Annotated in this window: 14 protein-coding genes and 1 other RNA gene; 13 read left to right on the top strand and 2 right to left on the bottom strand. The window is 32.4% G+C overall.

Features of this window, described 5'->3' with window-relative positions:
- Positions 1-115: 115 nt before the first annotated feature.
- Positions 116-417: a transfer-messenger RNA gene (gene ssrA / locus ACTT83_RS05405) on the bottom strand.
- Positions 418-421: 4 nt separating this feature from the next.
- Here ssrA and thyX point away from each other — a divergent pair.
- Positions 422-1,369 (top strand): FAD-dependent thymidylate synthase, encoded by a 948-nt coding sequence (gene thyX / locus ACTT83_RS05410; protein ID WP_440919084.1) that lies wholly within the window; start codon positions 422-424, stop codon positions 1,367-1,369.
- On the opposite strand, the gene ACTT83_RS05415 is transcribed toward thyX, so the two are convergent.
- Positions 1,350-2,174 carry an Mrp/NBP35 family ATP-binding protein gene (locus tag ACTT83_RS05415; RefSeq protein ID WP_440919085.1) on the bottom strand — a complete coding sequence of 275 codons (825 nt, stop codon included), beginning with the start codon at positions 2,172-2,174 and terminating at the stop codon, positions 1,350-1,352. The two genes, thyX and ACTT83_RS05415, sit on opposite strands and share 20 nt — an antisense overlap.
- Positions 2,175-2,224: 50 nt before the next feature.
- On the opposite strand from ACTT83_RS05415, the gene hflK reads away from it, so the two are divergent.
- The 12 genes from hflK to ACTT83_RS05475 all read left to right on the top strand — a co-directional run.
- Positions 2,225-3,334 carry an FtsH protease activity modulator HflK gene (gene hflK, locus ACTT83_RS05420; protein ID WP_440919086.1) on the top strand — a complete coding sequence of 370 codons (1,110 nt, stop codon included), beginning with the start codon at positions 2,225-2,227 and terminating at the stop codon, positions 3,332-3,334.
- A 1-nt stretch (position 3,335) separates the two neighbouring features.
- Positions 3,336-4,205 carry a protease modulator HflC gene (gene hflC / locus ACTT83_RS05425; protein WP_440919087.1) on the top strand — a complete coding sequence of 290 codons (870 nt, stop codon included), beginning with the start codon at positions 3,336-3,338 and terminating at the stop codon, positions 4,203-4,205.
- Between the two features lie 7 nt (positions 4,206-4,212).
- Positions 4,213-4,398 (top strand): DUF2065 domain-containing protein, encoded by a 186-nt coding sequence (locus ACTT83_RS05430; protein ID WP_440919088.1) that lies wholly within the window; start codon positions 4,213-4,215, stop codon positions 4,396-4,398.
- 1 nt (position 4,399) lies between these two features.
- Complete coding sequence (locus ACTT83_RS05435) at positions 4,400-5,803, top strand: Do family serine endopeptidase (RefSeq protein WP_440919089.1); 1,404 nt, start codon at positions 4,400-4,402, stop codon at positions 5,801-5,803.
- Between the two features lie 3 nt (positions 5,804-5,806).
- A complete protein-coding gene (miaA, locus tag ACTT83_RS05440) occupies positions 5,807-6,715 on the top strand; it encodes a tRNA (adenosine(37)-N6)-dimethylallyltransferase MiaA (protein ID WP_440919090.1) in 909 nt (302 codons plus the stop codon).
- A gap of 53 nt (positions 6,716-6,768) precedes the next feature.
- Entirely contained in the window at positions 6,769-8,535 is a 1,767-nt protein-coding gene (locus ACTT83_RS05445) for an acetolactate synthase 3 large subunit (RefSeq protein WP_440919091.1), read from the top strand.
- Between the two features lie 2 nt (positions 8,536-8,537).
- The gene (ilvN, locus tag ACTT83_RS05450; RefSeq protein ID WP_440919092.1) at positions 8,538-9,086 is read left to right on the top strand and encodes an acetolactate synthase small subunit; all 549 of its coding nucleotides are present in this window, start codon (positions 8,538-8,540) and stop codon (positions 9,084-9,086) included.
- 17 nt (positions 9,087-9,103) lie between these two features.
- A complete protein-coding gene (ilvC, locus tag ACTT83_RS05455) occupies positions 9,104-10,126 on the top strand; it encodes a ketol-acid reductoisomerase (protein WP_440919093.1) in 1,023 nt (340 codons plus the stop codon).
- 88 nt (positions 10,127-10,214) lie between these two features.
- Positions 10,215-11,792, top strand: a complete 1,578-nt coding sequence (locus ACTT83_RS05460) for a 2-isopropylmalate synthase (RefSeq protein WP_440919094.1) — start codon at positions 10,215-10,217, stop codon at positions 11,790-11,792.
- Positions 11,792-12,826 carry a rod shape-determining protein gene (locus ACTT83_RS05465; protein ID WP_440917117.1) on the top strand — a complete coding sequence of 345 codons (1,035 nt, stop codon included), beginning with the start codon at positions 11,792-11,794 and terminating at the stop codon, positions 12,824-12,826. The genes ACTT83_RS05460 and ACTT83_RS05465 overlap by 1 nt, the downstream gene beginning before the upstream one ends.
- A 5-nt stretch (positions 12,827-12,831) precedes the next feature.
- Positions 12,832-14,061 (top strand): rod shape-determining protein MreC, encoded by a 1,230-nt coding sequence (mreC, locus tag ACTT83_RS05470; protein ID WP_440919095.1) that lies wholly within the window; start codon positions 12,832-12,834, stop codon positions 14,059-14,061.
- Positions 14,054-14,514, top strand: a 461-nt coding sequence (locus ACTT83_RS05475) for a rod shape-determining protein MreD (RefSeq protein WP_440919096.1), incomplete at its 3' end; no start/stop codon positions are given. The genes mreC and ACTT83_RS05475, both read left to right, overlap by 8 nt.

Below are 14,514 nucleotides of genomic sequence, written 5' to 3' on the forward strand. Positions count from 1 at the left end.
GATTATTAAAATTTGATAGATATATTTTTTAAAAGTCTTCATTAATTGATTTTTATAAATATTTATTTATTTTTTTTAAAGAAATATATTGACCCTTTTGCATCATTATATTTAAAGGGGGGGCGTTCTGTTGCCAGGTGCCCCAAACCCCGTTTACTTAATTAAAAAAAATTAATTAAGCAGCAATTGCGTAACTTTCGTTAGCATTTATAAATTAGCCCTTTACGGAGGAACAATTCCGAACGAAAGAATAGCCTTTAGTCACTCGTCGAATCTAGTTCACCCCCATAAGTTGTAATTGGTGGAGGTGGTGGGTACTGCCCCCACGTCCGCAATGGTTATTACGAAATTCGTTTATCGTCATAGTTGGAAAACCAACTTTATTAATATAAAAGGAATTGCAAGAGATTCAATAACAATCATGAAGTTAACCAAAGAACAAACTGCGGAAATTGAGAATCAGCAGTCTCAAAATAATAAAACAAAAAGGGTTGTAGCCTCAGAGTTGGAAAATATTCTTTACGAGGCAATACCAGCTTTAGATCATGGTTTTGTAAGGGTAGTTGATTATATGGGTGATGATACATCTATTGTTCAAGCAGCAAGAGTTTCCTATGGAAAAGGCACTAAACAGGTTTCAACTGATGCCGGATTAATAAAATACTTGATGCGTCATTGGCATAGTACACCATTTGAAATGTGTGAAATTAAATATCATATAAAGTTACCCATTTTCATTGCACGACAATGGATAAGACATAGAACAGCTAATGTAAATGAGTATTCAGCGAGATACTCTATTTTGGATAAAGAATTTTATTTACCAACCTCTGAAAATTTAGCAGCTCAATCAACAAGTAATAGACAAGGAAGAGGAGATGTTCTTGAGGGAACTCAAGCGAGAGAAGTATTAGAACTTTTGAAAAATGATGCTGAAAGAACTTATTCAAATTATGAAACTATGCTTAATGAAAGATATGATGGATCAACTATTGATAACAATAAAAAAGGTTTAGCCAGAGAACTTGCAAGAATGAATTTAACATTAAATACCTATACTCAGTGGTATTGGAAAACAGATCTTTTAAATTTAATGAATTTTTTAAGACTAAGAGCAGATCATCACGCTCAATATGAAATTAGAGTTTATGCTGACATCATGTTGGATACATTAAAAAAGTGGGTGCCAACAACCTTTGAAGCTTTTATGGATTATAGAGTGGGCGGCACAGAGGTTTCTGCAAAAGGAAATGTTGTGATTCAAAAATTTATTAAGGGTGAAAATGTTTCTTTAGAGAATTCTGGTTTGTCAAAAAGAGAATGGAATGAGTTAATGGAAGCTTTTAATCTTAAAGATAAGTTGATTTAATTTTATTAGCAAAATCTATATAAATTTTTGAAATTTCATTATTTGGATTTTCTTCAACTATTGGTTTTCCATTATCATTTGTCTTTCCTATTTCAGAATTAATTGGTATTTCACCTAAAAATTCTTTATTAAATTCTTCGGAGGTTTTGCGAACTCCACCCTCACCGAATATTTTATATTTTTTATTATCATCTCCAATGAAGTAACTCATATTGTCAACAAGTCCTAAAATTTTTACCCCTAATTTATCAAACATTTTAATTCCTCTTTTTACATCTAACAAAGCTATCTCTTGAGGTGTTGAAACTATGATTGCTCCATCTATTTTAATTTCTTGTGAGAAAGTTAATTGTGTATCCCCTGTACCGGGAGGCATATCTACAATTATGAAGTCCAAATTTTTCCAATTTACTTTTTGGGTAAAAGTTCTAATTGCACTGGTCACCATTGGACCCCTCCAAATCATTGGAGTTTGTTGATCAGTGAGAAACCCGATAGACATACACTGTATATCGTATTTTATTATAGGATCTAGTTTTTGGCCGTCACTTTTTGGTTTTTCATTTATCCCAAACATTTTTGGAATTGAAGGTCCATATATATCCGCATCTAGCAAACCAACTTTACAGCCAATATGTTTTAATGCTAATGCGAGGTTGGTTGCAAAAGTTGATTTTCCAACCCCTCCTTTTGCGCTTGAAATAGCTATAGTAAATTTTGTTCCAATAATTGGTTTTTTTGTGAATACCTTTCGTCCACTCTCATTACCCGTTGCGGCACTTAGTTCTGGCTTTTTATTTGACATTATTTGATCTTAGCTTGTTTTTGCGAAATTAGACACTATATACATAATGTATGTCTAATGATTTTCAACAAAGAGGTGGTAGTCCATGGGGATCACCCCCAGGTGGAGGTGGAAGTGGTAATGGCTCAGGAAGAGGTCCGAGACCACCTGATGTGGATAAAATTATTAGAGAATTTCAAGAAAAGATTAAAAAGTTTTTACCAGGTGGAAGTTCGTCTGGAGGAAAGCAAGCTATTTTAGTTTTAATTATTTTAGGCTTTGTTTGGTTAGCAAGTGGTCTTTATAGAGTGCTTCCCGATGAACAAGGTGTTGTTTTAAGATTTGGAAAATTTGTTAAAACAACTCAACCAGGTTTAAATTATCATATTCCTTTCCCAGTAGAGTCTGTTTTAACTCCAAAAGTAACTAAAGTTAACAGAATTGATATTGGTTTTAGGTCAGAGAGAGATAGTGGTTTTTCATCTGCAGCTGGAGGTGTAGCAGATGTTCCTCAAGAGAGCTTAATGCTTACTGGTGATGAAAATATAGTAAATATAGATTTTTCAGTTTTTTGGGTAATTAAAGATGCAGGTAATTTTCTATTTAAGATTCAAGATCCAGAAGGAACAGTTAAAGCTGCAGCCGAAACAGCGATGAGAGAAGTAATCGCAAGATCTGATATTCAGCCAATTTTAACTGAGGGAAGATCTTTAATAGAAACAGATACACAAGAAATAATCCAAAAGATCTTAGATGAATACACATCAGGAATTCAAATCACTCAAGTTCAAACGCAAAAAGCAGATCCACCAGATCAAGTAATTGATGCGTTTCGAGATGTGCAGGCTGCCAGAGCAGACATGGAAAGATCAAAAAATGAAGCTGAAGCGTACGCTAATGATGTAATCCCAAGAGCACGAGGAGAAGCTGCAAAAATTTTACAAGCTGCAGAAGCTTATAAAAAAGAAGTAGTAGCTAAAGCTGAGGGTGAAGCAAGTAGATTTTTAGCTATTTATAATGAGTATAAAAAAGCAAAATCTGTAACTCAAGAAAGAATGTATTTAGAAACGATGGAAAAAGTATTAGCCGATATTGATAAAGTAATCATTGAGAAAAATGCTGGTTCAGGTGTTGTTCCATATTTACCACTGCCAGAATTAAAAAAGAAAGTGACTAATTAAAATGAAAGCAGGAAAAATTATAGCGGGATTGGCTGTTTTTATTGTAGCAACATTATTCTTTTCGATATTTATTGTTAAAGAAATTAATCAAGCAATTGTGCTTCAATTTGGTGATCCAAAAAGAATAATTTTAAAACCTGGTTTGAACTTTAAATTACCATTTATTCAAAACGTAGTATTTCTTGATAAACGAATTTTAAATTTAGACACACCACCTGAGGAGGTGATTGCATCAGATCAAAAAAGATTAATTGTTGATGCTTTTGCAAGATTTCAAATTGTAGATCCTCTTAAGTTTTATATCTCAGTTGGAAATGAGAGAGTTGCAAGATCCAGATTAGCAACAATTATCAATTCAAGAATTAGGAATGTGTTAGGTCAGCAAGAGCTACAAACACTTTTATCAGAGGATAGAACGAAACAAATGGCTTTAATTCAAGAGGGTGTAAACAATGAAGCACAAAACTTTGGTATTGAAATTGTAGATGTAAGAATTAAACGTGCAGATCTTCCTCAAGCAAATAGTGATGCGATCTTTAGAAGAATGCAAACAGAGAGGGAGAGAGAGGCAAAAGAGTTTAGAGCAAAAGGTGCTGAAATGGCGGTCACGATTACATCGACTGCTGATAAAGAAGTAACAGTTATTTTAGCAGATGCACAAAAAAAATCTGAGATCATGAAAGGAGAAGGCGATGGAAAAAGAAATAATATTTTCGCTAATGCTTTTGGCCAAGATCCAGAATTCTTTGCTTTTTACAGAGCTATGCAGGCTTACGAAAAAGCTTTAATTGGTGGAGAGACTTCTTTAATATTATCTCCTGATAGTGAGTTCTTTAAATTTTTTGGAAATATAAAACCAAATTCACAATAAACTATTCATGAGAGAATTGATCATTGCATTTGGTCTATTCTTGTTTATTGAGGGAGTTTTATATGCCATATTTCCATCAAAAATGAAAAGTATGTTAAAAAAATTAGAACTTATTAAGGATAGTCAGTTAAGATCGGGTGGATTAATCTTTGCAGTATTAGGTTTTATAATTATTTATTATATGAAGAACTAAAATGAGAAGAATTAATACACTATTTATAGCGATTATTTTGATTATAAGTCCTCAATTAAAATCGTTTGCTCAAAATCATCCTAGTTCTTTTGCTGATTTAGCAGAAAAGTTGATGCCATCTGTGGTTAATATCTCAACAACTACAATGGTCAAAACACAAACCAATCCTTTCCCTTTTCAATTTCCCCCAGGTTCACCATTTGAGGATATGTTTAAAGAATTTGGAACACCACAAGAAAGACCGTCAGCAGCTTTAGGATCAGGATTTATTATAGATGAAAAAGGGATTGTTGTTACAAACAATCACGTTATTCAAGATGCCGATGATATTATCATAAGAGTAGGTGACAAAGAAATTAAAGCTAAAGTTCTAGGCGCTGATCCATTGTCTGATATTGCAGTTCTTCAACTTGATACAAATGAAAAGTTTAAACCTGTAAAATTTGGAGACTCTGATAAAGCAAGAATTGGTGATTGGGTAATAGCAATTGGAAATCCCTTTGGTCTTGGAGGAACTGTGACTTCAGGAATTATCTCTGCAAGAAATAGATCGATAGGTTTAACTAGATACGAAGATTATATTCAAACCGATGCATCAATCAATCAAGGAAACTCTGGTGGACCTTTGTTTGATATGAATGGAAATGTGATAGGAATTAATACTGCCATACTTGGAAGAAACGGATCAATTGGAATTGGTTTTTCAATCCCTTCAAATAGTGCAAAAATAGTTATTGATCAGTTAATAGAGTTTGGGGAAACAAAAAGAGGTTGGTTAGGTGTAAGAATTCAAGATGTTACAAAAGAAATTGCTGAAGTTGAAAAATTAGACAAACCGCGTGGAGCTTTGGTTGCGAGTGTTGCAGAAAATAGTCCATCTGATAAAGCAGGAGTAAAAGCTGGTGATATTATTTTAGAATTTAATGGAGAAAAAATAAATCAGATGAACGAACTTCCTATGATTGTCGCAAGAACTGCGGTTGGGAAAAAAGTAGAAGTAAAAATTTGGAGAGATAAAAAAGAAATTGTTAAAATTGTTACACTTGGAAGATTAGAAACCTCAGAAGATTTTAAAGTTTCAGAAAAAGCAGAAAGTCCTAAAGAAACAGAGATAAAAGACTTAAAAATAACTGTGAGGCAGATTAATAAAGAAGATATAAAATCAAGAAACTTACCTAACCAAACATCTGGATTAGTTGTTACTAAGATAGCAAATGATAGTCCTTTATTAAGTTCCGTTGAAGTAAATAGTGTAATTTTAGAAGCTCAAAAGAAAAGAATAAGAAATGTAAATGATTTAAACCAAATAGTGAAACAAGTCTTAAATAGTAATCAAAAAACTATTTTATTAGTTATCTACAATAGCCAAAATCAAAGACGATATATCGGAGTTAAATTAGATTAATTAATGGATTTGAAATCCAAAATTTTTTTAATTTATGGTCCAACTGCATCAGGAAAATCAAATTTTGCAATTAAACTTGCTAAAAAAATAAATGGAGAAATTGTTAATGCTGATAGCATGCAGGTATATAAAGAATTAAAAATTTTATCTGCTAGACCACTACCAAAAAATTACAAGAATATTAAGCATCATCTGTATGGTTTTCAAAATGTAAAGAAAAACTTTTCCTCAGGAGATTGGTTAAAATTAGTTAATAAAAAGATTTTAGATATAAAAAAAAGAAAAAAGATACCTATTCTTGTAGGTGGTACCGGATTATACTTTAAAGCAATTACAGAGGGTTTAGTAAATATCCCAAATATTCCAATTCGATTAAGATCAAAAATAAGGTTGTTGCATAAAAAAATTGGAACAAAGAAGTTTTTTTTAGAATTAATTAAGCTTGATCCCATATCAAAAAACTTTGTTAAATCTTCAGACACTCAGAGGGTAATTCGAGCTTATGAAGTTAAATTATTTACAAAAAGATCAATTTATGATTGGTTTAAAAGTACACGATCAGATTATGAAAATGATGATTTCTTTAAAATTTATATTGATTTTCCAAGAACTGAGTTAATTAAGAGAATTGAGGATCGAACACAAGATATGATTAAAAACGGAGCAGTTTCAGAGGTTAAAAAATTCATAAAATTAAAGGTTCCAAAAGTTAAAACTGCCTCTAAGGCTATCGGAATTGCGGAAATTAGAGAATATCTTAAGAAAAAAATTGAGATATCAGAGGTAATTCAAAAAATATCAATAAAGACTAGGCAATATGCAAAAAGACAATCTACTTGGGGCAGAGGTAATATGATGGATTGGAACAAAATAAAGTCAGAGGACCTAAATAAATTTTTAAAAAAAATTTAGATATCACGTACTAATTCTTGACCAATAAGCACAACTTCAGCTAGATTGGTTGAATGTCTAAATTATATACAGGTGCCGAAATTGTATTCAAATGTCTTGAAGATCAACACGTTGAATTTATTTTTGGCTATCCAGGTGGCGCAGTATTACCGATTTATGATGAATTAAAAAATCATAATACTATTAAGCATATTTTGGTAAGACATGAACAAGGTGCAGGTCATGCTGCGGAAGGATATGCCAGATCATCAGGCAAACCAGGTGTTGTACTTGTTACTTCTGGTCCTGGAGCAACCAATGTTGTTACCGCATTAACAGATGCATATATGGACTCTGTTCCACTAGTTTGTATATCAGGACAAGTGCCAACACATTTAATTGGAACAGATGCATTTCAGGAATGTGACACAACAGGTATTACAAGACCATGTACAAAACATAATTGGTTAGTCAAAGATATTAAAGATTTATCAAAAACTCTTCATGAGGCTTTTAAAGTTGCAACAACAGGAAGACCGGGGCCAGTTTTAGTCGATATACCTAAAGATATTCAGTTTGCTAAAATGAGTTATTCAAAACCCAAAATTGAAAAAAAACTAAATGGAAAATCGTTAAATCATTTTTCACAAAAGGAAATTGATACTTTGATTGGTCTTATGAACAAATCAAAAAAACCCATCATTTATTCTGGTGGTGGAGTTATAAACTCTGGACCAGAGGCGAGCAATGTTTTAAGAGAACTTGTAGAGCTTACAGGTTTTCCAATAACTTCAACACTGCAAGGTTTGGGTGCGTATCCAGGAGATGATAATCAATTTTTAGGCATGCTTGGGATGCACGGAACCTATGAAGCCAATAACGCGATGCATGATTGTGATTTATTAATAAATATTGGTGCTAGATTTGATGATAGAATAACTGGTAAAATTGACGAGTTCTCTCCAAAATCCAAAAAAGTTCATATCGATATTGATCCATCATCAATAAATAAAATCATTAAAGTTGATTTAGCATTAGTTGGTGATGTTAAAGAGGTTTTAAAAGGAATTACAAAAACTCTAAAGAAAAAAAACTTAGATTTGAAAAAATCAAACAAGCAACAAATTGCTAAATGGTGGGAACAGATCCAAAAATGGCGAACAAAAAATTCACTTCATTTTAAAAACAGTGATGAAACCATAAAACCTCAACATGCAGTTCAGAGATTGTACGAGCTTACAAAACACAAAGATACTTATGTCACGACTGAGGTGGGTCAACATCAAATGTGGGCAGCTCAACATTATAAATTTAATAAACCGAATCGTTGGATGACCTCTGGAGGACTTGGAACAATGGGATATGGATTACCAGCCGCTGTGGGTGTCCAAATAGCCCATCCAAAAAAATTAGTAATTGATATTGCAGGTGAAGCTTCAGTTTTAATGACAATGCAGGAGATGTCTACTGCAGTTCAATATAATCTACCTATAAAAATTTTTATTTTAAATAATCAATACATGGGAATGGTGAGACAATGGCAAGAATTGTTACATGAGAAAAATTACTCTGAAAGTTATACTGAGGCTTTACCTGATTTTATAAAAATGGCAGAGGCTTATGGTTGTAAGGGTATAATGGCTGAAAAACCAGATGAATTGGATGAAAAAATTAGAGAAATGGTTGAGTTTGATGGACCTGTTATTTTTGATTGTCGAGTAGATCCAAATGAAAATTGTTTTCCAATGATCCCTTCAGGAAAACCTCATAACCAAATGATATTAGGGCCAAGTGAAAAACAAGAAAATAAAATTACCGGTAAAGGTAAAGCTTTAGTTTAAGTATGGCAAATCCAAAATCTGCATATAGTGTTTCTTCGAAAAAAGAAAAATCAGATACACACATCATTGTTGTTTGGGTGGACAATGAGTCTGGAGTTTTAGCAAGGGTTGTAGGATTGTTTTCTGGTCGAGGTTATAACATCGAGTCACTTGCAGTTGCTGAGGTGGATGCAAAAAAAAGTATATCAAGAATTACAATAGTCACGACTGGGACACCTCAAGTAATTGATCAAATTAAATTGCAACTAAAAAAACTTGTTCCAGTCCATAAAGTGGCAGATTTTAAAAGGAATGATAAGGGCGTAATATTTAAGGAAATGGCATTATTTAAAGTTGTCGGCAGCTCTGTGAAAATCAAAAAAGCTATTAATGCTTGTAAAAAGTATGATGCTGTAATATTGGATAAAACGAAAAAATCAAATGTTATTCAAATTACTGCATTAAGAAGAGAAATAGACAAGATGGCAAAAAATTTAAGAAAATTTGGTTTAGTAAGTGTTTCTAGAACTGGAGCTGTTGCTATGACAAGGGGTGATAAAGTTTTTAATTAATTATTGAGGAGAAAATTATGAAAATGTTTTATGAAAAAGATACAGATGTAAATTTAATCAAAGATAAAAAAATTGCGATATTTGGTTATGGCAGTCAGGGACATGCACATGCTTTAAATTTAAAAGATAGTGGTGTTAAAGAAGTTGTAGTTGCATTGAGAGAGGGTTCCTCAAGCATACCTAAAGCAGAGTCAAAAGGATTGAAAGTTATGAATTTATCTGATGCCGCTGAGTGGGCAGATGTTGTAATGATTTTAACACCAGATGAATTACAAGCTTCAATTTATAAGAACCATATAGAGCAAAGAGTTAAAGAGGGAAAGTCAATTGCCTTTGCTCACGGATTGAATGTTCATTATGATCTAATTAAAGCTAGAAAAGATTTAGATGTATTTATGGTTGCTCCAAAAGGACCAGGTCATTTGGTAAGAAGTGAGTATGAAAAAGGTGGGGGAGTGCCATGTTTGTTTGCAGTACATCAAAACGGTTCTGGTAAAGCAAGAGACTTAGCGATGTCATATGCTTCAGCAGTTGGTGGTGGTAGATCAGGGATTATTGAAACAACATTTAAAGACGAAGTTGAAACAGATTTATTTGGGGAACAGACTGTGCTTTGTGGTGGTTTAGTTGAATTAATAAAAAATGGTTATGAGACTTTGGTTGAAGCTGGATATGAGCCTGAGATGGCATATTTTGAAACTGTTCATGAAGTAAAACTTATTGTTGATCTTATTTATGAAGGTGGAATTGCTAATATGAATTACTCTATTTCAAACACTGCAGAATATGGAGAATATCAATCTGGTCCTAGGGTGATAAATAAAGAGGAAACTAAAAAAAGAATGAAAGATGTTTTGGCTGATATTCAATCTGGTAAATTTACAAAAGAATGGATGGATGAATGTAAAAATGGTCAAAAAAACTTTCTTGCTACAAGGGCAAAATTAGCTGAACATCCAGTTGAAAAAGTTGGGGCTAATTTGAGAGCTATGATGCCATGGATTGGGAAGAAGAAATTAGTTGATAGTGACAAGAAGTAAATTTTAGTTCCAAATTGGGATAAATTCTGTATTTTACTTTTGCAATCTAAACGAGAGGTTGTATATTTCAAAAACAAAAATTTTTGTTATGGCTGAGAAAGATAAAGTATTCATTTTCGATACAACTATGAGAGATGGTGAGCAATCACCTGGAGCTTCAATGAGTGTTGAGGAAAAAATTCAAATCTCAAGAGTTTTTGATGAAATGGGTATTGATATTATAGAAGCAGGTTTTCCAATATCATCTCCTGGTGATTTTGAGGCTGTAAGCGCTATAAGCAAAAGTGTTAAGAATTCTATTCCTTGTGGTTTGGCAAGAGCAACTAAAAAAGATATTGATGCTTGTCACGAATCTTTAAAATTTGCGAAAAGATTTAGAATACATACTTTTATTTCAACAAGTCCCGTTCATATGAAGCATAAATTAAATATGACTAACGAACAAGTTTTGGGGGCTATTAAAGAGAGTGTTACTTATGCAAAAAAATTCACAGATGATGTTGAATGGTCTTGTGAAGATGGCACAAGAACAGACTTAGATTTTATGTACAAGACAATCGAGCTTGCAATTAAATGTGGTGCTACAACGATAAATATTCCAGATACAGTTGGATATTCAATACCAGAAGAATTTGCAAAAACTATTAAACTTATAAAAAATAATGTACCAAATATTGATAAAGCAATTATATCAGCCCATTGTCATAATGATTTAGGTTTAGCAGTTGCAAATGCATTGTCAGGATTGTCAGCTGGAGTAAGACAAATTGAATGCACAATTAATGGAATTGGTGAGAGAGCAGGTAATGCTGCTTTAGAAGAAATAGTTATGGCGATTAAAACACGAGATGATTTATTGCCCTATCAGACAGGTATAAAAACAGAATTAATTAGTAAAGCTTCAAAAATTGTATCAAATGCAACAGGATTTCCAGTTCAATTTAATAAAGCGATTGTTGGAAAAAATGCTTTCGCACATGAATCAGGGATCCACCAGGACGGAATGCTAAAAAATAGAGAAACATATGAAATCATGACACCAGAAAGTGTTGGAGTTAAAAAAACATCATTAGTGATGGGCAAACATTCTGGAAGACATGCTTTTAAAGATAAGTTGAGTGATTTAGGCTATGCTGATGTAACTGATGATGTTGTTCAAGCGGCATTTGGAAAGTTTAAAATTTTAGCTGATAAAAAAAAGCATATCTATGATGAAGATATAGTCGCTCTCGTTGATGATAGCTTGATTATCGACAACAAAATTAATGCGATAAATTTAAAGTCTTTAAAAGTTTTTGCTGGCACCGGTGAGCCACAAAGAGCTGAAATGACATTAGATGTTTTTGGCGATATAAAACATACTACTCAAACAGGAGATGGTCCTGTTGATGCAATATTTAAATGTATTAAGGAGCTTTATCCACATGATGTTAAGTTGTCTTTATATCAAGTTCACGCAGTCACTGAAGGAACAGATGCACAGGCTACAGTCAGTGTTAAAATTGAGGAGAATGACAGAACTACTGTTGGACAATCAGCTGATACAGATACTTTAGTAGCATCAGCTAATGCTTACCTTAATGCATTAAATAAAATGTTAATTAAAAGAGAAAAGAAATCTCTTTATAAAAATATAGAACCTAAAAAAGTAAAAGGAGTGTTTTAATGGGCCTATTTGATAGAATGAAGAAAATCTGGAGTCAAGATATGGCAATTGACCTTGGGACAGCTAATACCTTAGTGGTTGTTAAAGGACAAGGGGTTGTTTTAAATGAACCTTCCGTTGTTGCAATTGTTGATCAATCAGGAAAAAAACAAGTTTTAGCTGTCGGAGATGAAGCTAAAACGATGCTAGGAAGGACTCCTGGAAATATTCAAGCGATTAGACCCTTAAGGGATGGTGTAATTGCTGATTTTATCGTTACAGAAGAAATGATAAAACACTTTATTAAAAAAGTTCATAAAGGAAGTACGTTTGCTAATCCAAGAATTTTAATTTGTGTTCCAACAGGCTCAACTCCTGTTGAGAGAAAAGCTATTCAAGATAGTGCTTTAGCCGCGGGCGCAAGAAGAGTTCAGTTAATTGAGGAGCCAATTGCAGCTGCAATTGGGGCTAATCTTCCAATATCTGAAGCAACTGGTTCAATGGTAGTGGATATTGGTGGTGGGACAACTGAAATTGCAGTCATGTCCTTAGGAGGTCTAGTTTATTCTAAATCTTTAAGAGTAGCAGGAGATGCAATGGATGGGGCAATGGTCAACTACATGAGAAAAGAATATAATTTGATGATCGGTGATAGTACTGCTGAAAAAATTAAAAAAGAAATAGGTACTGCTATTCCTACAAATAATAATACTTATGCAGTTAAGGGACGAGATCTAAGATCTGGAACTCCAAAAGAAGTTAACATTACAGAGGAAGATACAGCAGAAGCATTGAATATTATTTTAAAAGAGATGGTTAATGGAATTAAGGATGCTTTAGAAAGCACTCCTCCAGAATTATCTGCCGACCTGGTTGATATGGGACTAACTTTAACGGGTGGTGGAGCTTTATTAAAAAATATAGACAGAAGGTTTTCTAAGGAAACAGGTTTGCCAGTTCATATTGCTGATGATCCATTATCTTGCGTTGCAGTTGGAACTGGAAAAGCTCTCGATCAAGAACAAACATTCTCGACTATGTTGACTGAATATTAAGAGTAATGGCCTCTAGCAGAGATGATTTTATAATAGCAATTCGTTCTGCTTTTTTAAAAAAAAGTACTCAGCAAAAATTTTCTCTTCTTACTTTAGTATTTATTTCCATATTTATTATTATTTTATCTAGCCTAGACTTTAAAGCAGTAAGGTACTTGAAAGCTGGATTGAGTGAGTTGGTTTACAGATCATCTTTTATAGTTTCTATACCAGAAAACTTTGCTAGAAATTCTGTTATTAACATTATTGAATACACAACTTTTTTTAATAAATATCAAAAAAACAAAGACGAACTGGACAATCTTAAATCTGATTTTGTATCTAACGAAATTATTCAGTATGAAAACCAAGAGCTGAAGGTGTTAATTGATGATTATATTTCAAGCTCAAATAAAATCTTAGCAAAAATTATCGTTGATCATGATAGCCCCTTTTTAAAAAGTGTTATCATAAATAAAGGCAGTAAAGATGATATCAAAATAGGTACCAATATTTATGATCAATCGTATTTAGTTGGTCGAGTAATTGAGGTAAATTATAAGACATCAAGGGTATTATTATTATCAGATTTAAACTCTAACGTTCCAGTAACAATTGCACCTCAGAATATTCAAGCAATCGTCACTGGGTCTGGAGAAAATTATGGACAAATTAAATATATTAAAGCGGGTTTGTCAGAGGAGTTAGTTGATGAAAGTATAGTTTATACTTCAGGTACCGGTGCAATATTTAAAAGTGGAGTACCAATAGGCAAATTAAGATCTGAAAAAAGTGGTTCTTCCAATAGATACAACGTTGAATTCTACAGCGATTTTACACAATTAAAGTATGTTTTTGCAGAAACAATTACTCAAATTGAAATTCCTCAAGTTGAGCCAGATACAGTTACAATTGAAAATAAAAGTGAAGAACTTGAAGAGACAAAATTAAAAATTTTAGAGGATGAACTTAAAATTATTGAAGAAACCAATTCAAAATTTATCGAAGAAAATGAAAATTTGATTAATGAAATAAATGATTTGAATAATCAAATTTCGGTCTTAAACAATGAAATTTTCTCACAAAAGCAAAAAATTGATCAATTCAACATTGATACTCAAGAATTAGAATTTTTAAAATTGAATTTAGATCATGGTCATAAATGTAGAAAATCTTTTTTAAATACAGGTGGCTTCAATGTTGGAACTGAAGAATATAGGAGTTGCGTTTTGAATAGAGGTAGAACTGGTGGCTAATTTAAAGACAAAAGGAACATTTTCTAAGTTGTATACCTGGTTACCAATAATTTTATTATTTGTTTCAGTGCTTAATGAATTTGATTTTAATTATCTAAAACTTGACTACTTTTCTTTTAATTTTCCATTCATTCTAATCTTTTTCTTTACCTTAAAGGATTTTAAACATTTTGATTATCTTTTTGTATTTATTGCAGGTTTGCTGAATGACACTGTTGTGGGCTTACCCCTAGGAATAAGTAGTTTATCCTATACTTTAATATGTATTGCTACAGCATATATAAGAAATATCACAATCAGACCAAGCCCCATGAAAGATTGGTTCTATTTTTTATTCATCATTAGTTTGATTAACTCGTTAAATTACTCAGTTTTAACATTATTTTTTTCTTACGATTTAGTTTTAATGAGTTATTTGGTCAACACGACTTGTACATTTTTATTATATATAAT

Source organism: Candidatus Pelagibacter sp. (assembly GCF_052049775.1).
In the GTDB taxonomy this organism is placed as follows: Bacteria; Pseudomonadota; Alphaproteobacteria; order Pelagibacterales; family Pelagibacteraceae; genus Pelagibacter.